Genomic DNA, 19,142 nt, shown 5'->3' on the forward strand with positions numbered 1-19,142 from the left:
AGTGCTGAGGAGGAACTGAACAATGAAAAATATAACTAAGGAATTTCCACAAGGGTTTTTATGGGGAGGGGCTACGGCTGCCAACCAATTTGAAGGTGGATATAATGTAGATGGCAAGGGACTAAGCACCGCTGACGTGATTACAGCCGGGACACATACAACTTCACGAAGAATTACGCCTGTACTGGAGGAAGGAGTGAACTATCCAAGTCACGAGGCTATTGATTTTTTTCACCGCTATCAAGAGGATATCCGCTTATTTGCGGAAATGGGATTCAAGGTCTTTAGAATGTCCATTGCGTGGTCAAGAATATTTCCTAACGGAGATGATACAGAGCCGAATGAGCAAGGCTTACAGTTCTATGATCGTGTATTTGCAGAATTGAAAAAGTACAATATTGAGCCTTTGGTTACAATCTCACATTATGAAGCACCATTTCATTTAACCCAAAAATATAATGGTTGGTCAGATCGCAGAGTCGTCGATTTTTATGTGAGATATTGTGAGGTGCTTTTTAACAGATACAAGGATGTTGTGAAATACTGGTTAACCTTTAATGAAATCAATATCTTAACCTTGTCTTTTGGCGCGTTCATGGCTGGAGCTATGATGCCGGAGGGGAATGGAGAGCTTGCCCATGCTACAGTGAAGGATGAGCAGGTTCTGTATCAGGCTTTGCACCATCAATTTATTGCCAGCGCGAAGGCAGTAAAGCTGGGTCATGCAGTCAACAAGGACTTTAAAATCGGCTGTATGATTGCTTATATGTGTTCGTATCCACTTACATGTCATCCTGATGATTTACTGCTGGCCCAACAAAAGGATAACTTGAGCAACTTCCTATGTTCCGATGTTCAAGTAAGAGGAGCTTATTCCGGATTTGCTAAGCGATATTTTAAAGAAAATAATATTGATATTGCCATGCAGGAAAATGATGAGAATATCCTTAAAGAAGGCTGTGTGGATTTCTATACCTTCAGTTATTATTCATCTACCTGTGTCAGTGCCGATCCCAACCAGGAGAAGGTGGGAGGGAATTTATCCATGGGATTAAAGAATCCTCATTTGAAAGCAAGTGCTTGGGACTGGCAGATTGATCCACAGGGATTAAGATGGTCCCTTAATAACATTTATAACCGATATGAAATCCCGTTAATGGTTGTTGAAAATGGTCTCGGTGCCGTAGATACAATGGAAGCAGACGGTTCAATTAACGATGATTATCGAATTGACTATCTGAAGCAGCACATTGAGCAAATGAAAGAAGCGATTGCTGATGGGGTAGCCTTGATAGGCTATACTCCGTGGGGATGTATTGATCTGGTAAGTGCAGGAACCGGTGAAATGAAAAAGCGTTATGGCTTCATTTACGTTGATAAGGATAATGAAGCCAACGGTACACTTTCCAGATCCAGAAAGAAGAGCTTCTATTGGTATAAGAACGTAATTGAAACGAATGGAGAGCAGCTGGATTAAATCTTAGTGTCTGATTTGCGAGTGGAGAGAACCCAAAAACGGGTCTAAAAAAATATATACAGCCAGCGCGTGCCGATGCTCTATTGGTACGCGCTATTCATGATAAGGCCGGAAGAATTCGTAAAGCAGATACGACTCTTTATGTTTCGAAGAGTGGCGGGAGAAACCGGGTTACCCATGCAGCGAATCTAATGGGGTACTAGCTGAGTTCGCATTTATGTGCGGGCTTTTTGCCTTTATTCTCATATTGGGCTAATATTATTGATAACCGTTCTCAATCGAGATATCTGGATGAAGGAATATATTTGAGGTGAATAGTTGTGAATTCAAATTCGTTATCATTAATATATCAGCACTATTTAGAAAAAAATCCATTTAGACAGCAGAACGAACATACCTATTTAATTTTACCGGAAGCAGGGCATGGACAGATTAACCGCGTTACAACTTACAGCGGAATTGAAATTGTGTATTCGCATATTCAATATCACGAACCGTACCCTACCAGCTTTGCTTTCAACGGGCAAATGATTGAACTACAGTTTGCGCTTTCCGGTCAACGTCATGTGGATGTGGCTGGTCTGGACTATACACTTCCGAAGGGGCAAGGGGCACTTATTTTTTTGCAGGATTTCAAAGCCTGGTTTCATCCTCCATTTAATGAGCAATATACATCATTTGCACTCGGCATTCCTGTTTCGTTGTTTAATTATGCGGCTTCACAGTTGGTCGCTCATCGGAAGCTGACTATTGATTTTAATCAAATTCTTAAAGGGGGCGTATTTAATCATTTTGGTTTCGATCTGGATCATAGAATTATAGCGATGATTGAGCATTTGATAAAAGACCTGAAAAATGAGCATAGATCCCCTCTGCTAATGGAAGCAGCCGCATTAGAAATTTTGAACAGGCTGATGATTCAACTATTTGATTTAACACCTATGCCCGAAGGTTTGTCCAGAGAAGATGTTAGAAAGCTGCATATGGCGCGACAGGTACTTGAATCCAGCATGGTTGATCCTCCCTCACTGATCACATTATCCCAAAAAGTGGGACTTAACGATTTTAAATTAAAAAAGGGGTTTAAAGCCTGCTTTGGAACTACTGTATATGATTATTTGCGACAAATTCGTCTCGACTATGCAATGAAGCTGCTGCGCAATCAAGAAAGTAATGTGACAGAAGCCGCGATGGCTGTAGGATACAGTAATGTGAGTGCATTTTCAGAGCAATTTTTTCGCGAATACGGAGTGAAGCCATCATCCATAAAGAAAGTATTTTAAAATAAAAATCCGTTTAACCGTAGAATAATCCGTATATAGGCAGTAGGGTTGTGCGATGACTCGTATACTTCTGCATAGAGAGAATCGATAACAGAGGAGTGTACGAGGATGAATAGAATAAAAGGGAGCATCTTTTTTAGTGTATTTGTGGCTATGCTAGGGCTCATGCTCATTGCTCCAATTATGCCGCCCCTCATTCGTGAATTAGGATTAAGGGAAAGTCATTCCGGGTTAATCATTTCGCTGGGCTCCATTACCATGGCCTTAATGGCTCCAGTATGGGGAAATCTGAGTGATGCCAAAGGACGAAAACCTGTAATCCTGATTGGGTTCATAGGGATGTGTGTAAGTTGCTTGCTGTTTACGCTTACTCTTTTTGGCGGGTTAAATGGATGGCTCAGCGGGTGGCTGTTATTAGTCCTGCTGATTGTTACACGCGGTTTGATAGGCGGGTTTATCCCGGCGGTATTGTCATCTTCCCAAGCCTATATGGGAGATGTGACGGAGGGAGAGGATCGAGGTACTGGGATGGCTATCATTAGCGCAGCCAATGGGCTTGGACTGGTATTTGGACCCGCTATTGCAGGCGCCTTTACTTTAATAGGGCTGTTATGGCCCTTATATTTTGGGATCGTGATTGCCGCAGTTGCATTTGTAGTGGCCCTGCTGGCGATTCCCGGTGCAAAACCCGTTATTCAGCAAAAGCCGGCTCGGATTAACCCGTTTCAGTCTGGACTACGGATGTATTTGTTTACAGGTTTGGTTACGATGATTAGTATTGTGACCATCCAGGTTATAGGCGGGTTTTATTTTCAAGATCAATTAGGTCTTTCATCCGAAGAGACAGCAAGAGTCGTTTCCTTTGGGCTCATGTTTTCCGGGGCAGCCATGTTGATCGTACAGATCGTTCAGATGAAATGGCTTAAATGGCAACCCAAGCCGATGATTTTGCTTGGTTCTCTGTTCCTTATTGCTGGTCTGCTGTTATTTCTCATGTCAATCAGCTTGGTAGTCTACTATGTAGCATTCTTTATGTTTGGTATAGGTACGGGCTTACTGATGCCTGGATTTATGGCCGGCGCTTCTCTTGCTGTCAGTAAAGAACAGCAGGGGGGAGCCGCTGGCTTAGTGGCTGCTGTTCAGGGCATTTCTGCGATCATTGCTCCTATTTTGACGACCACCTTGTACCGGGTAGACAAGTATATTCCCTTTATGCTTATAGCGGTTTTGGTAGCTGTTATGGCTATCATTATGTTGGGGGTAAGCAAAGGAAAAGGTACTAGAGAGCCCGTAGATCAGTAGAGCCGCAGAGATGTAACCAGTCATTTGATAAAGGTCCTTTGTCCTGTTGGATGAAGGGCCTTTGTGCTTTTATATACAACAATATGGCAATGCTATACTGCGATACTGCTTTACTGTAATATTGTCATGTTTTTAATTTTTTTCATTAATATATAACATTTAAATGACGTGATGAGTCATTTTAGTGCGTGAACGACAAAATTCGTCATTTTTTTTAGTTATTCAGGACGTAGTACCTTATCCTGTTCCTTAGTACAATTAATCAAAATAACAAGTGATGAAAAGAAAAGTAACAGATAAGTGAGGGATTACGGATAAGGGGGGACAGGCTGTGGCCGTTTACACACTACGTCGATTGATTCAAATGATTCCGGCACTGCTTGGTATTATCGTCATTACATTCATTATCTCGAGAGTGCTTCCAGGTGATCCTGCCGTGATGCTTGCGGGGGAACAGGCTACACCTGAGACGATTGAAAATATTCGCAGCAGCATGGGACTGGATCAACCGAAGTACATTCAATTCTTTCATTATGTAGGCGGGTTGTTCCAGGGTGATTTAGGACAGGCTTACCACACTGGGCAATCGGTGGCGAGTGATTTTGCTACCCGCTTTCCGGCAACCATTGAGCTGGCACTAGCAAGCTTGGTTATCGCGATCCTGGTGGCAATCCCGATTGGGATTTTGGCCGCAACCCGAAAAGAATCCATTGTTGACCACATTTCGCGTGTGTTTTCCCTAATTGGGGCTTGCATGCCCATCTTCTGGATCGGACTGTTGTTCATTTATATTTTTTATGCCAAATGGGGGATTGCTCCGGCGCCAATGGGCCGAATCAGCGGTGACATCAATCCACCAACAAACATTACGGGACTTTATGTACTCGATAGTTTGATGACCGGCGATTTTGTAGCATTAAAAAGTAGTTTATCCCATTTAGTCCTGCCTGCTGTATGCCTCAGCACAGGTACGATGGCGATTGTGGCACGAATGATGCGTTCCAGCATGTTGGAGGTCATTGGGCAGGATTTTGTCCGTACGGCCAGAGCCAAAGGTCTGCGTGAGGGAGTAGTCATTTACAAGCACGCGCTGATTAACGCTTTTATTCCGACACTTACTGTACTCGGCTTGCAGGTTGGCTATCTGATTGGCGGGGCGGTTATTACGGAAACCATTTTTACCTGGCCGGGAGTCGGCAGTTATGTGACGGATTCCATTTTGGCCGCTGATTACGCGCCCATTCAAGCTTTTACCTTGGTGAGTGCGCTGATTTACAGCTTTATCAACCTTGGAGTCGACCTGGTTTACGGATTGATTGATCCGCGTATCCGGTACGAATAATGACACGAAGCAAAAAAGTAAGGGGAGGTACTCGGATGAGCACTGCAAGTGATTTGGTAGCAAAAGCGGCTGTACCTCAGCCCAATGCAGCCGCTATACCGAAAAGAAAGACCTTTTGGCGATTGTTGTTTGGCAACAAGCTCGCTTTAATCGGATTCATCTTTATTGTGGGATGGACGCTGATCGCGATCCTCTCATCATGGATCGTACCACATGATCCTTATGTAACCGACCCGGCGAACAAGCTGCTGCCGCCAAGTGCAGAACACTGGTTTGGGACCGATAATTACGGACGTGACATTCTCAGCCGTGTGATTTATGGAGCGCGAATCAGCATATGGACCGGGATGATCGCCGTGTCGATCTCATTTATCATCGGCGTACCGCTTGGAGCCATCGCGGGCTTCTACGGCGGTCGAATGGGCAGCATTATTATGCGGTGTATGGATATCCTGCTTGCTTTCCCATCGCTGGTACTGGCTATGGCGATTGCCGCAGCCATGGGGCCAGGACTGATGAGCGCACTTATCGCCGTGGGGATTGTAGGCATACCCGAATTCGCCAGACTGATTCACGGACAAACCATCTCTCTGCGGGAAAAGGAGTTTGTTGAGGCCAGCCGGGCCATCGGTGTAACGAACGGAACGATCCTGTTTCGCCACATTTTGCCGAATGCACTTGCTCCACTGCTTGTGAATGCAACCCTTGGAATGGGCTTCGCCATCCTGACCTCTGCCAGTCTCAGCTTTCTGGGACTCGGTGTCAAGCCCCCGATTGCCGAATGGGGGGCCATGATTTCAGAAGGGCGAGCGTATATCATTTCCGGTGAGTGGTGGATTGTGACCTTCCCAGGTCTTGGAATTGCGACGGCTATTTTGGGCTTCAATTTGCTTGGAGACGGTTTGCGGGATGTGCTTGATCCTAGACTGCGCTCTAGCAAATAAAAATAAATAGATCATCTAAAGGGGAGAACGTAAGCTATGTTGAAAAAAGGTCTTTCTCTAATTGTCGTCTTGTCTACGTTGCTTTGGACGGCAGGCTGCGCAAGCAATGCCAACAGCCCATCCGCTTCATCCGGAGAGAAGGGCGCAGAAGCTTCAGCCCCGCCAAAAGCAATTACACTTGCTTACTCGGAGGGCGGGTCAACCATGGACCCTGCTGAAGCAAGTGACCTTACATCGGACACCCTTGTGCTTGCGCTCTATGATCAGCTTGTGACCTACGGTCAAAAATCTACGGATAGTGGTGAAGTCGCAGATACGGAGACAATCAAGCCCATGCTGGCTGAGAAATGGGATGTTTCCGCTGATAACATGACCTATACAATGCATCTGCGTAAAGACGTTAAATTCCAAAGCGGTAACCCGCTGACCGCCAATTCTGTGCTGTATTCCCTGGAGCGGCTTAAAAATTCCGATTCCGGTAGCTTCCTTTATGGTATGAGCTCTATCAAAACCGCTACAGCGCCGGATGAGCACACCGTTGTCATTACATTGTCCCAGCCTAATCATATGTTCCTGCAAATTCTGTCCTTGTATAACTTCTCTATCGTGGATGACGTGCTTGTCAAAGAAAAGGGCGATGGCGAGTATTTGAAAACTCATGCGGCAGGCTCCGGTCCGTTCAAGCTTGAAAAATGGGACCCTGCGACAGAAGCCGTCTTTAATGCCAATGCCAGCTACTGGCAAGGTGCGCCAAGCCTGAGCAAAGTAACGATGAAGTTTACCAAAGAAGCTTCTAACCGTGTATTGCTGCTGGATAAAGGTGACGTCGACATGGCGGTTGAGATTCCTGCCAAGGACGTCGCGAAGCTGGAAAGCAACACCGAGCTGAAGGTTCAATCCAATGCAAGTAACCGGATTTTGTATTTCGCCATGAACAACAAAGTAAAGCCTTTTAATAATCCAAAAGTACGTCAAGCGATCTCTTATGCCATTCCTTACGACCAATTAATCGACGATGTCATGTACGGTCAAGCGAAGCAAATGAAGAGTGCCGTAGCGAGCAACACACCGGGCTACACCGATGCAGGTTACGACTATAAGTATGATCTGAACAAAGCGAAACAACTGCTTACCGAAGCCGGTTATCCTAATGGCTTTAGCTTTGATATGACCCTAGGCTCGGGCTTTCAGGACTGGGCGGATGACGCCGTATTGATTCAAGCTGAGCTTGCCAAAATTGGCGTAAAAATGAATGTTGTCAACGTTGCTCGTGCACAGTTCCTTGAACAACAACGAGAAGGCAACCTGACATCATACATCTCCAAATGGACCTCCTTTGTCAATGACCCGGGTTATCATCTTGGATTCCTGATGTACAGCGGTGGTTCCTCGAACTATATCCATTACGCTAATCCAGAAGTGGATAAGCTGTGGGAGCAAGCAGGCAAAGAGCAGGATGGAAATAAACGAAAAGAACTGTATGGCAAAGCACAAGAACTTATCAATCAAGATTCGCCTTGGTCGTACCTGTATGAATACAATCGGGTTGTTGGTATGGGCAAAGACGTCACTGGATATGTTTACTACCCGGATGAAGTGATCCGATTCTACTCATTGAATAAAGAGTAAGTTGCTCATCTTACCCTGATGCCTTCGGCTCTTACAGCCGAAGGCTATCATTTTACACTTGAAGTATGAAGCTGATCTGTATGGAAAGTCAGGGTTCAGTTAGCGATATGGAAAACGTGAAGGGGTTGTATGGAAATGACAGATTGGAAAGCGTTAGTTCTTGATGAAATAGAAAAACGGCAGGATGAACTGCTTGAGCTTTGCTCGCGGTTAATTCAGTTTCCCTCGGAAAATCCTCCAGGTGATTCGCGTGAAATTAGCCGGTTTATAATGGACTACCTTAAAGAAGCCGGGATTGAAACAACTGTACATGAATCCGGGCCCAATATGTGGAATCTTATTTCCAACTATGGAACTGAATCCGTAGATGGAAAAAAACTGATCTTCTGTGGACATACGGATGTTGTTCCGGCCGGGGATCGCACTCGCTGGGATTTTGACCCGTTTTGTGGCGAAATCCGTGACGGATATTTGCTGGGTCGTGGCGCTTCGGACATGAAGGCGGGCTTGGGCGGATTAATATTTACAATGGCGCTGTTATCCAAACTCAGTGTACCGCTGGAGGGCGCATTGTCGCTGCTGGTTGTTCCAGACGAAGAAACCGGGGGACATCTTGGGGTACCTTGGGTGCTGGAAAGAAAACTGATTGAAGGAACGGCTGCTGTGATCGCAGAGCCTTCAGGCCCGCAAAACCCGACGATCGGTCAAAAGGGAAGCTGCTGGTTTGAGTTTACCGTAGAAGGCACGCCAGGTCACGGCAGTCTGCAACCGATCGCAGGTGAAAGTGCTATTTTGAAAGCAGCCAGAGGAATTGAAGCATTGCAGCAACTGTGGGATATCAAACCTAACATTCCGGAGGAAGTCAAAGAGATTATTGAAATTTCCAAGCGTTATGTCAGCGAACGGGAAAACCCGGCTTATGGGCAAGCCTTTGACCATGTAACAGTGAACATCGGTACGATCCAGGGGGGCACCAAGGTCAATGTGGTTGCCGACCGTTGTACGGTACAAGTGGATTCCCGCGTTCCTTTTGGTGTAGACCATCAGGATGTACTGGCTAGAGCGAAAGAATTGCTTGCTAGTGTAGGCATTGATGCTGAACCTAAGCAGTTTGGGTTTTTTGGTAACGCCAACTGGACCCCACCAACCGAACCGATTGTGCATGATCTTGTGGATTCCATCGCTGAGGTGAGCGGTAAAGAAGCCTATGGCGTATTGCAGTGGGCAACCAGTGATGCACGTGCATTCCGCAAATATAATATTCCGGTATTGCAATATGGACCTGCCGACCTGGGAACCATCCACAACTTCAACGAAAGAGCTCCGGTATGGCAGATCCTTCAATCCGCGAAAGTGTACGCCTTGACGGCGCTTAAATATCTGAACACTACAAAAACTGAAGCTTAAGGGGAACTGGACGTATGATGAAACAAGTTTACGAGGTATATGATCTTTTGGACAGCCCGTCCGCCAGCGGGACGGAAGTAAAAGCTTATTTGGAGCAACTGGGTCAAGCGGATATCAGCGTCACAACTGTTCAGGGTGAAAAAGGCTCTACGGATTTTATCAAAGTGGTTATTGCCGGGAAAAACGGCCGTATTCGCGGTGGCAATTGCCCAACTCTGGGTGTAATTGGTCGTCTTGGCGGACTTGGAGCACGTCCGGAAATGATCGGATTTGTATCGGATGGCGATGGCGCGGCAGCAGCGATTTCAACAGCAGCCAAGCTTTTGTCTATGCAGTCCAAAGGTGATGTGCTGGACGGCGACGTGATTATCTGTACGCACATTTGCCCGGATGCACCTACCCAGCCGCATGATCCGGTTCCATTTATGGATTCGCCGGTAGATATTTTGACGATGAACCAGTATGAAGTGACGCCCGAGATGGAAGCCATTCTGTCGATTGATACCACAAAAGGGAATCGTGTCATCAACCATAAAGGGATTGCTATTTCCCCAACCGTACGCGAGGGCTACGTGCTGCGGATCAGCGAAGACCTTGTCGATATTGTGCAGACCGTAACCGGCGAGCCGTGTGTTACTTTTGCCGTGACCACACAGGATATCACACCTTATGGCAACGATCTGTATCATATCAACAGCATTTTGCAGCCAGCGGTGGCAACCTCGGCTCCGGTTGTGGGTGTAGCGATTACCGCAGCCGCCCCCGTACCAGGCAGTGCAACGGGTGCAAGCCATGAAGGCGATATTGCGCTGGCTGCCAAAGTGGCTGTCGAAACAGCCAAGGCCTATGGACGCGGACAATGCTCTTTTCATTCGGAAAAAGAATTTCAACATATCACAAAGCTGTACGGTAACATGAAGCATTTGCAAACGATGGGCAAGTCCGAATAAGCTCATTCCTTTTAGATAAAAACGTGAAGATTCATGATGGACAAGGAGGGGGAAGAGGACATGGCACAGTTGCTTGAAGTAACCAATCTCCGCACAGAGTTCAAGACTGCGGCGGGTACGATCCGGGCAGTGGACGGCGTTGATCTGTCGGTTGGCAAAGGGGAAACACTCGGGATTGTTGGGGAATCCGGGTGTGGCAAAAGCATCACTTCCCTTTCCATTATGCAGCTTCTCCCCAAAGGGCTTGGGAAAGTAGCTGCTGGTGAAGTACGGTTTAATGGCGAAAACATACTGGATTACTCAGAACGGAAAATGCGTTCCATTCGAGGCAATGAGATGGCTATGATTTTCCAGGAGCCTATGACCTCGCTGAATCCCGTGTTCAAAATCGGTAAACAAATTGCTGAATCTGCCAGATACCATCATGGTGTAAGTAAACATAAAGCCAAAGCCATGGCCGTGGAGATGCTGACAAAAGTCGGTATTCCACGCCCGGAAAAAGTAGCCGTTTCTTATCCGCATGAGCTCTCGGGGGGGATGCGCCAGCGGGTTATGATTGCAATGGCCATGGTCTGCAATCCGAAGCTGCTGATCGCGGATGAGCCGACCACGGCACTCGACGTGACCATTCAGGCGCAAATTCTGGATTTGATGCGTGACCTGCAAAAGTCCGAAGGAACTTCCATTCTGATGATTACCCATGACCTTGGCGTTGTAGCTGAAATGTGTGATCGGGTGGTTATTATGTACGCCGGGCAGGTGGTGGAAGAAACGGATGTCAAAACGCTTTTTAAAGCTCCCAAGCATCCATATACACAAAGTCTGTTAGCCTCATTGCCGCAATTAAACAGTGATCAGGAGCGTTTGGCTTCCATTCCGGGCCAGGTTCCCAATCCGCTCGATATGCCAGCAGGCTGCCGCTTTGCACCACGCTGTCAGTTTGCCAAGGAAATTTGCCTTGCAGAGGACCCGGAGCTTATGGAAGTGGAGCCCGGGCACAAAAGCCGCTGCTTGCTACAGCAGGAGGGATATCATGAGTACACTGCTTGAAATACGTAATCTAAAAAAACACTATCCGATCAAAAAAGGACTTTTTTCCAAACAAGTGGGAGCAGTCAAAGCGGTGGATGGTATTAACCTGACTGTACAGCAGGGTGAAACCCTAGCAATCGTGGGGGAATCCGGCTGTGGAAAATCTACAACCGGTCGAGCAATCCTCAGATTGATTGAACCAACCGATGGAGAGATTCTGTTTAACGGTACGGATATACGGAAGCTAAATAACGAGCAACTACGCAAATTCAGAACGGATATGCAGATGGTGTTTCAGGACCCGTTTGCTTCACTTGATCCCAGATGGACAGTACAGCAGGTGCTGGAAGAACCGCTCATCACCCATGAAAAGTTGAGCAAAATACAGCTCAAAGAGCGTGTAGAAAACCTGCTCGAGGTGGTCGGGTTGTCCCCTTATCACGCTCATCGTTACCCGCATGAGTTTTCGGGTGGTCAACGTCAGCGGATCGGCATCGCAAGGGCACTGGCGCTCAATCCTAAATTTATCGTGTGTGACGAGCCGGTCTCAGCGCTCGATGTGTCCATTCAGGCGCAGGTGCTCAACCTGATGAAGGACCTGCAAAAGCAGTACGACCTGACGTATATGTTCATTTCCCATGATCTGTCGGTCGTCAAATTTATTAGCGACCGTGTTGGTGTGATGTACCTGGGCAAGCTGGTCGAACTCGCTCCCACCCAAGAAATGTTCAAGGAGCCGCTGCATCCGTATACGAAGGCATTGATGTCTGCGGTACCTGTAGCTGATCCGGAAGCGGAGCGGGACCGGATCGTACTCAAAGGTGATGTGCCGAGCCCGGAAAATCCGCCCAGCGGCTGCGCGTTTCACAACCGCTGCCCGGCAGCCATGGACATTTGCAGCAAAGTACAGCCAATCTTTGCTGAAGTTGCACCGGGTCGGCAGGTAGCCTGCCACTTGTACCCGACTTCCACGCCGGAACAAGCGATAGTCGAACAGGCGTAATCTAGCTAAAAAAGAATAAATATACTTTATAGTAAAAAAAGCCTGAATTCCGTACCCAACGGATTCAGGCTTTTTTCATGAGTGCTGCTTTGAAACGTACATATTTTTCTAATAGATCCATTTTAAGATTTAATATATGAGGTTGAATTTCAACACCTGTAAATCAAGCATACAACATGCAGGGATACAACATTGCGCAAAGTCTATGGAAGCGTTTTAATTTGAGTATAGAACTACAAAAGAAGACATCAGGGAGGAAATAACAATGCTAAGAGTGAAAGCGCTTAGATGCGAACATTTAAATAATCCGGTTGGGCTGGGCTGTCTAAAGCCGCGCTTAAGCTGGCAGATCGAATCTGACAAAATATATATTTCCCAAAAAAGGTTCCAGTTGCAGGTATCCATAAATCCCAATTTTGAACTGCTGCTCTGGAATCATTTTGCTTATTCGGATCAATCCATTCTGTTTCCATATGAAGGCCCTCCACTGGAATCAGGACAAAGATATTATTATCGGGTAAAAGTATGGGCTCAGGGAGCAGGGGACACAGAAGCAGAAGAATCGGAATGGAGTGAGTTCGGCTTTTGGGAGATGGGGTTGCTCCATGAGCAGGACTGGAAAGCACAATGGATCACGGTGAAGGAGCGGAGCATAAATGAAGAGTTTCAGACACGCGCTCCTTTTGCCACTTCCAAGTGTTTTTCAGTTGAGGGAAAAGTGAAAAAAGCAGTCATTTATGCTACAAGTCTGGGTCTGTATGAACTGGAGTTAAATGGACAAAGAGTGGGAGATGCCTACTTTACCCCGGGCTGGACGGATTATAACGATCGTGTCCAGGTGCAAGCGTATGACGTGACTTCGGCCATTCAAGAACAAAATAACCGAATCACAGCAACGGTAGGAGAAGGCTGGTATAGCGGTTATTTGGGCTGGCAGAAGCGCAAGGACACCTACGGGAACACGAATGCATTGTTATTTCAAATGAAGATTAGTTATGAAGATGGCCGTTCCGAAGTCATTTGCTCTGATTCTTCCTGGGAGGAAACGAGCTGTGCCATTTTAATGTCGGATATTTATAACGGTGAAATCTATGATGCCAGACTTGAGCAGCGGACACCCGAACATAGCTCTTTAACCGAACGGAAAATGATGCAGGTTGTCCCGTTCCCATTAAGCCATCTGGTTGCTCAGGAGAATGAGCCCGTCCGTGTGATGAACCGATTGAAGCCAGTTGAGCTTATTCGAACCCCCAAAGGTGAGCTTGTGCTTAACTTGGGTCAAAATATGGTAGGCTGGCTGGAATTTAAAGTTGAAGCGCCTGAAGGTACGGTTTTGAAGCTGGTTCATGGTGAAGTGCTGGATCAGCAAGGGAACTTTTACAGGGATAACATCCGTGATGCAGCGCAGCAGATTACGTACATTTGCAGTGGGAAGGGGAAGGAGATATTTCGGCCACATTTCACTTTTCAAGGCTTTCAATATGTGAAGCTTGAAGGCTTTCCGGATGACGTTACAATTGAAGATTTTACGGGTGTTGTTCTGCATTCGGATATGGAGAATATCGGGGTGTTTGAGACATCCGATCCGAAGCTCAATCAATTACAGCACAATATTGTGTGGGGGCAAAAGGGGAACTTCCTGGATGTGCCAACCGATTGTCCGCAGCGCGATGAGCGATTAGGCTGGACCGGGGATGCACAGATTTTTGCCAGAACGGCCAGCTTCAATATGAATGCGGTTTCCTTTTTCCGAAAGTGGATGAAGGATTTGGCTTATAACCAGTTGGAGAATGGGGCAGTGCCTTTTGTAGTGCCGGATGTCCTCAAAGGAACCTTTGCCGATAATATGGACAAAACGACGGCAGCATGGGGAGACGCGGCGGTTATATGTCCGTGGACCATGTATCAATGCTACGGGGATAAGCAAATTTTAGCTCAGCAGTATGACAGTATGAAAGCATGGGTGGATTACATCCGCGCCCAGGGGAACGAAGAATATCTTTGGGATACCGGCTTGCAGCTTGGAGACTGGCTGGCGCTGGATAGTGAAGAAGGAAGTTATTTTGGGGCGACCGACGGAACGCTGGTGGCAACGGCTTACTTTGCCTATTCGACTCATATTTTGGCGCAGACGGCCAAACTGCTTAATCGTTATACCGATTACAACACATATAAAAGCTTACATGAGGGGATTCAAACTGCTTTTACAAACCGCTACTTCGATGACGCTGGTCAACTGACCTCCAATACTCAGACTGCACAGATTGTTGCTCTGCACTTTGGATTGGTGCCGGACAAGTATAAAAAGCAAGTGATCCAGGAGCTCGTACGGCTTATTGAGAAAAATGATATGCATCTGGATACCGGCTTTGTGGGTACACCTTATCTATGCCTGGTTTTGTCCGACAATGGCTATACGGATGTAGCTTATAAGATTTTATTCCAAAATGATTATCCTTCATGGCTCTATCAGGTTGAACGGGGGGCAACGACCATGTGGGAGCATTGGGACAGCATCAAAGTGGATGGCTCGTTCTGGAGTACAGATATGAACTCGTTCAATCACTATTCATACGGCTCAGTTGGAGATTTTATGTACCAAAATATTGCCGGAATAGATGTGGTTGAAGCGGGTTATAAGAAATCACGGATAGCTCCTAAACCGCCTGCTAATCTTACTTCGGCCCACGGGAAACTGGAAACGCCATATGGTGCGCTGGAAGTTCATTGGGAAATCGTGGATGAAGAAATGCAGATGACGGTTCGCGTTCCGCATAATACGACGGCTGAGATTACACTTCCGGGAGTTATGGAGCCGGATGCATTACAGCAGACTATTGTCATGCAATATCCGTCGATACAGAATCCGCCTGTTTATATACCACAGGAGCTGGCTGGGAGAATGGGGATTGCAGGTGAACAGGAGATTTTCCAAAGGAACGGAGATCATGAAATTACGTTTACGGTCGGTTCAGGGAAGTACGTTTTCCAGTACAGATACTGCCAGACTACCCAAGTTCCTGCACATGCAACCAGAGGCTAAATAACATAGACTAGAGGTGAGTAACTTGATGAATATCAAAAACAAAGTATTGTTTAAAACGGCGTTGCTGTCCATTTCGTTAGTCCTGACATCAGCGAGTGCCATTTCGGCTATCATACCGATGATGCTGAATCAATTATCAGGGGTTTCCAGTTCCTTGATTGAAAGCGTAGTTACGATTCCATCCTTCACGATGATGCTGTTTGTGCTGTTGAGTGGTCCGATCTCTTCCCGATTGGGCAAAAAAAATACAGTCATGCTAGGACTTTTGCTCGTGGTCATCGGCGGAATCCTTCCTATGCTCACGACTAACATTACATGGATTCTCGCGTTGCGGCTGGTATTAGGTGCAGGTCTCGGGATGTTCAATTCGCTGGCCGTTAGCTTAATTAGTGATTTTTTTGAAGGGGACGAACGTGCCCAATTAGTAGGCTTTCAAAGCGCCGTTCAAGGGCTCGGAAGCAGCCTAGCTACATTTGTGGCAGGACAGCTTGCCTTAATTGATTGGAAGTTTGCCTTTTTATGCTATGCGATCACCATTCCTGTTGCGCTGTTATTCTTTTTTATCATTCCCGAACCAGAGCGTGTGGAGCCTACAGCGGAGCGTTCAACAGGAACGGGCCACAAGAGCGGCGGAGTATCCATACCTGTACTTGGATTAGGAGCTGTACTCTTCCTGTTTATGACCTTTATCATGATTGTGTATACCAAGACAGGTATTATGATTGCTGAAAAGAATATGCCTAATCCTGGTTTTTTAGGAACCGCGTTAACGCTGTTTTCCTTGGCAACTATGATTGCAGGTTTCTTGTTTGGTAAAATATATAAATGGTTTAGAAATTACGCACCCTTTATCTCCAGTCTATTAACAGCAACAGGTTTTGTAATGCTGTGGTTTGCTCAGAATGTTACCATGGTTACCGTTGCCATGCTTATCATTGGCTTTAGCTTTGCGCTATTTATTCCTTATATCTTTACCATACTAACTAAAATTGTGCCTAAAGGCAGTGAGACGATTTCCATTTCAATTGCAATGGTAGGCTCCAATTTGGGAGCGTTTGCTTCACCTTATGTCATCAAGTTAGTTGGCATGCTGTTTGGAAATGAAACCGCCTCATTTTCCTTCCTCGTTTCTGCAATTGTGTTTACGATTGCTGCACTCATCTGTCTGGGAATCGCTATTAGAGGAAAAGGCAGTAAGGCTCAGGCGACAGTTCACAGTTAATGAGAGTCATCAGGTACAGGCAGTTTTTTCAACGGGCGGAGAACCGCCCGTTTTTCCATCATATAGTGAAGGAGGAGCCGGTGATCATGAACCTTCATGAGTTGGACCAGTTGCTAAGAACCAAAACGGAAATTGAACTTTTACAACAACAAAACCATCAGGTTATTAATGATCTCTCCGAAGAATCGGAGGACGAACGATACTATGATATCAATCAGAACATGTATCGTATGCCCGCTTTGTTTTTCTTTGGAGAACATGATATTTATATTAGCAAGCACAATAGATTTGCTCCGATGCTGGAGCATATGCATGAATTTATTGAATTAAACTATGTCTATTCAGGTAAGTGCAATCAAATCATAGCAGGCAAAGAAATTCAGCTTTGTGAAGGCCAAGTATGTGTTCTGGATAAGGATGTGCCGCACAGTATCGCTCCTTTGGGAGAAGACGATATCCTTATTAATATCTTGCTGCAAAGAGAAACGATTTCTTCCCTGTTCCTGCAACGGTTATCCAAGAAAAAAAGTCTGATTGGCGAATTTCTCGCCAACTCTGTCCTCCAGCATCAGCACCATAATCACTTTATTATTTTCGAGTCGCAATATAATGAAAATCTTCAATATATACTACGTAGAATCTTGATTGAATATTTTTCCAGACAAGAGGATTCGATGGAATTGGTCAAGGCTTATTTGCAAATTATTTTTGGAGAATTGGTCCGTGTATTGGAAAGCGAGCATAATATTCATTTAAACCAGCAGGAAAATAATATTGCATCTATTCTGAATTACATGGAAGAGCATTATCAGCATTTAAGTCTGCAACAGCTATCTAATCATTTTAATTACAATCGTACGTATTTAAGTAATAAGTTAAAAAAAGTAACTGGTCTTACTTACACTCAGCTTATTGCCAACATTAAACTCAATGCAGCCTATTCTCTGGTAGTGAACACCAACCTGCCGTTCGAAATGATATTTAAGCAAGTTGGATATAACAGCATGAGTTTTTTCTATAAAAAATTTAAAATGGCTTATGGCGCTACCCCGCAAAATATCCGAAACAAGCAGTTGAGAAATTGAAGGATGCAGAAGGATCATATAACCGCTATGACTGTTTTATGATGTAATAGACGTCCAATTCTAATGGGCGTCTATATTTGTTATAATAGCTGCAAATTCATAAGCGCAAGGCTAGGAGGATACATCCTTGGAAGCGATACTAAGACGGCACTGGCCGGAGTGGAACGGAACGTTGCAGAAACGAACCGGGGGTTGGAATAATACGACGTATTTTGTTAAGGGTGGTAGGCGAAGCGGAGTGCTGCGCGTCTACGATACACACAGAGATAGGGACAAAATTGAATTTGAGCATGCGGTTTTGCAGGCACTGAGTAAGCATTCTCTATCATTCAGGGTACCGATGCCAATTCGAACAGTGACGGGAGAGACACTCGCTCAGCTTGAGAAGGAAAGCGGCAAATATGTCTGTCTGTTCGATTACATAGAAGGCGAATCACCACTGGAGCAGGAATCAAGCTTTGCCTATTCTTTTGGCGAGGTCACAGGTGAATTATCTGCTGTACTTGCGACATTCAATCTTGAACTGGCTCCAGTCTACCGACCTTATTATGCCTTGCAGCAATCCTATCCATTGTGCAACCAGGAAATAGTTCGAGAGATTGGCCTACATCCGCCAGAGCCTCTAAAAGCTTTGCATGACGAGCTGGGCTGGATAGGAAAAGTATATGATGAGATTACAGATTCGCTTCATGCATTGGAAGAATTGCCGCATCAGCTTGTACATGGGGACTTGAATACTTCCAATTTGTTGGTAAAGGATACCGATCATAGCCAAGTGGCTGCACTGCTTGATTTTGAATTTTGTACGCTGGATGTTCGGGTCATGGAACCAGCAGTTATTTTATCAGGATTGTTGGGTCAACCGGAGGAGACGAGAGCAGTTCGGGATTTTTGCCAGGGCTTCAGCCGCCGAGTTCATCTGTCCCAAACCGAGATTGATGCTTTACCTGTATTGATGCAGCTCAGGAAGGTAGATGTATTTCTTCATTTTTTGAGCCGCTTTCTGGAAGGAACGGATCAGCCACATGTGTTACAAGAGCAAATCAAGCAGATCGCTGCCGACTTGCTGCAACTGTCTACCCGAAGTAGCTGGATTCAGGAGGAGTTGATCCTCGCAGGAATGGCGTATGAATGAACTTTATCACATGATGAGGAGGAGATTGGCAGACGACGAGCCGAATCAGTGGGTGATTTTGGATCAAATACAGGTCTCCTATATAAATCATCTGGAATTTTCCCCAGGGTGAATTTCCGGACAGCTATATCCATTTTTTGAAATACTCTAACGGCGGGGCGTGCTGCAAATTCTTTCATTGAGCTATCTACAGAAACATGGGAACTATATGATTAGCAAATAGCGAGATGCCGATTTTTTTGGGCTTCTCGCTATTTTAATCATTTTACCCCTGAAAAACCTCAA

Annotated in this window: 14 protein-coding genes; all 14 read left to right on the plus strand. The window is 45.8% G+C overall.

All coding sequences use genetic code 11. The annotated features are described in order from the left end of the window. Positions 1–22: 22 nt before the first annotated feature. Positions 23–1,477: a glycoside hydrolase family 1 protein gene (locus ACIFQM_RS12415; RefSeq protein ID WP_430043416.1), complete on the plus strand. Its 1,455-nt coding sequence runs from the start codon at positions 23–25 to the stop codon at positions 1,475–1,477. 320 nt (positions 1,478–1,797) lie between these two features. Next, positions 1,798–2,760, plus strand: coding sequence for a helix-turn-helix domain-containing protein (locus tag ACIFQM_RS12420; RefSeq protein WP_430043414.1), 963 nt, complete (start codon positions 1,798–1,800; stop codon positions 2,758–2,760). Positions 2,761–2,868: 108 nt separating this feature from the next. Next, a complete protein-coding gene (locus tag ACIFQM_RS12425; RefSeq protein ID WP_430043412.1) occupies positions 2,869–4,062 on the plus strand; it encodes an MFS transporter in 1,194 nt (397 codons plus the stop codon). Between the two features lie 331 nt (positions 4,063–4,393). Next, on the plus strand, positions 4,394–5,404 hold the full coding sequence (locus ACIFQM_RS12430; protein ID WP_430043410.1) for an ABC transporter permease: 1,011 nt from the start codon (positions 4,394–4,396) through the stop codon (positions 5,402–5,404). Positions 5,405–5,439: 35 nt separating this feature from the next. After that, a complete protein-coding gene (locus ACIFQM_RS12435) occupies positions 5,440–6,348 on the plus strand; it encodes an ABC transporter permease (protein WP_028542289.1) in 909 nt (302 codons plus the stop codon). Between the two features lie 36 nt (positions 6,349–6,384). Continuing rightward, entirely contained in the window at positions 6,385–7,977 is a 1,593-nt protein-coding gene (locus ACIFQM_RS12440; RefSeq protein WP_430048188.1) for an ABC transporter substrate-binding protein, read from the plus strand. Between the two features lie 135 nt (positions 7,978–8,112). Next, positions 8,113–9,384, plus strand: a complete 1,272-nt coding sequence (locus ACIFQM_RS12445) for a M20 family metallopeptidase (protein ID WP_430048190.1) — start codon at positions 8,113–8,115, stop codon at positions 9,382–9,384. Between the two features lie 14 nt (positions 9,385–9,398). Next, on the plus strand, positions 9,399–10,334 hold the full coding sequence (locus tag ACIFQM_RS12450; RefSeq protein WP_430043403.1) for a DUF1177 domain-containing protein: 936 nt from the start codon (positions 9,399–9,401) through the stop codon (positions 10,332–10,334). A gap of 60 nt (positions 10,335–10,394) precedes the next feature. Continuing rightward, positions 10,395–11,384 carry an ABC transporter ATP-binding protein gene (locus ACIFQM_RS12455; RefSeq protein ID WP_430043401.1) on the plus strand — a complete coding sequence of 330 codons (990 nt, stop codon included), beginning with the start codon at positions 10,395–10,397 and terminating at the stop codon, positions 11,382–11,384. Beyond that, positions 11,368–12,369 (plus strand): ABC transporter ATP-binding protein, encoded by a 1,002-nt coding sequence (locus ACIFQM_RS12460; RefSeq protein ID WP_430048193.1) that lies wholly within the window; start codon positions 11,368–11,370, stop codon positions 12,367–12,369. Before ACIFQM_RS12455 ends, ACIFQM_RS12460 begins: the two co-directional genes overlap by 17 nt. Before the next feature lie 265 nt (positions 12,370–12,634). Then, positions 12,635–15,412: a family 78 glycoside hydrolase catalytic domain gene (locus ACIFQM_RS12465; RefSeq protein WP_430048195.1), complete on the plus strand. Its 2,778-nt coding sequence runs from the start codon at positions 12,635–12,637 to the stop codon at positions 15,410–15,412. Positions 15,413–15,440: 28 nt separating this feature from the next. After that, a complete protein-coding gene (locus ACIFQM_RS12470) occupies positions 15,441–16,637 on the plus strand; it encodes an MFS transporter (protein WP_430043396.1) in 1,197 nt (398 codons plus the stop codon). Between the two features lie 86 nt (positions 16,638–16,723). Further along, a complete protein-coding gene (locus ACIFQM_RS12475) occupies positions 16,724–17,722 on the plus strand; it encodes an AraC family transcriptional regulator (RefSeq protein WP_430043394.1) in 999 nt (332 codons plus the stop codon). A gap of 127 nt (positions 17,723–17,849) precedes the next feature. Then, positions 17,850–18,857, plus strand: coding sequence for a phosphotransferase (locus tag ACIFQM_RS12480; RefSeq protein WP_430043392.1), 1,008 nt, complete (start codon positions 17,850–17,852; stop codon positions 18,855–18,857). The last annotated feature ends 285 nt before the right edge of the window (positions 18,858–19,142 follow it).

The organism is Paenibacillus sp. NRS-1782 (assembly GCF_050467685.1).
GTDB classification, from domain to species: Bacteria; Bacillota; Bacilli; order Paenibacillales; family Paenibacillaceae; genus Paenibacillus; species Paenibacillus terrae_A.

Coding starts and splice junctions, on each gene's coding strand:
- ACIFQM_RS12415 (WP_430043416.1), top strand. CDS start 23: ATGAAAAATATAACTAAGGAATTTCCACAAGGGTTTTTATGGGGAGGG.
- ACIFQM_RS12425 (WP_430043412.1), top strand. CDS start 2,869: ATGAATAGAATAAAAGGGAGCATCTTTTTTAGTGTATTTGTGGCTATG.
- ACIFQM_RS12435 (WP_028542289.1), top strand. CDS start 5,440: ATGAGCACTGCAAGTGATTTGGTAGCAAAAGCGGCTGTACCTCAGCCC.
- ACIFQM_RS12440 (WP_430048188.1), top strand. CDS start 6,385: ATGTTGAAAAAAGGTCTTTCTCTAATTGTCGTCTTGTCTACGTTGCTT.
- ACIFQM_RS12445 (WP_430048190.1), top strand. CDS start 8,113: ATGACAGATTGGAAAGCGTTAGTTCTTGATGAAATAGAAAAACGGCAG.
- ACIFQM_RS12450 (WP_430043403.1), top strand. CDS start 9,399: ATGATGAAACAAGTTTACGAGGTATATGATCTTTTGGACAGCCCGTCC.
- ACIFQM_RS12455 (WP_430043401.1), top strand. CDS start 10,395: ATGGCACAGTTGCTTGAAGTAACCAATCTCCGCACAGAGTTCAAGACT.
- ACIFQM_RS12460 (WP_430048193.1), top strand. CDS start 11,368: ATGAGTACACTGCTTGAAATACGTAATCTAAAAAAACACTATCCGATC.
- ACIFQM_RS12465 (WP_430048195.1), top strand. CDS start 12,635: ATGCTAAGAGTGAAAGCGCTTAGATGCGAACATTTAAATAATCCGGTT.
- ACIFQM_RS12470 (WP_430043396.1), top strand. CDS start 15,441: ATGAATATCAAAAACAAAGTATTGTTTAAAACGGCGTTGCTGTCCATT.
- ACIFQM_RS12475 (WP_430043394.1), top strand. CDS start 16,724: ATGAACCTTCATGAGTTGGACCAGTTGCTAAGAACCAAAACGGAAATT.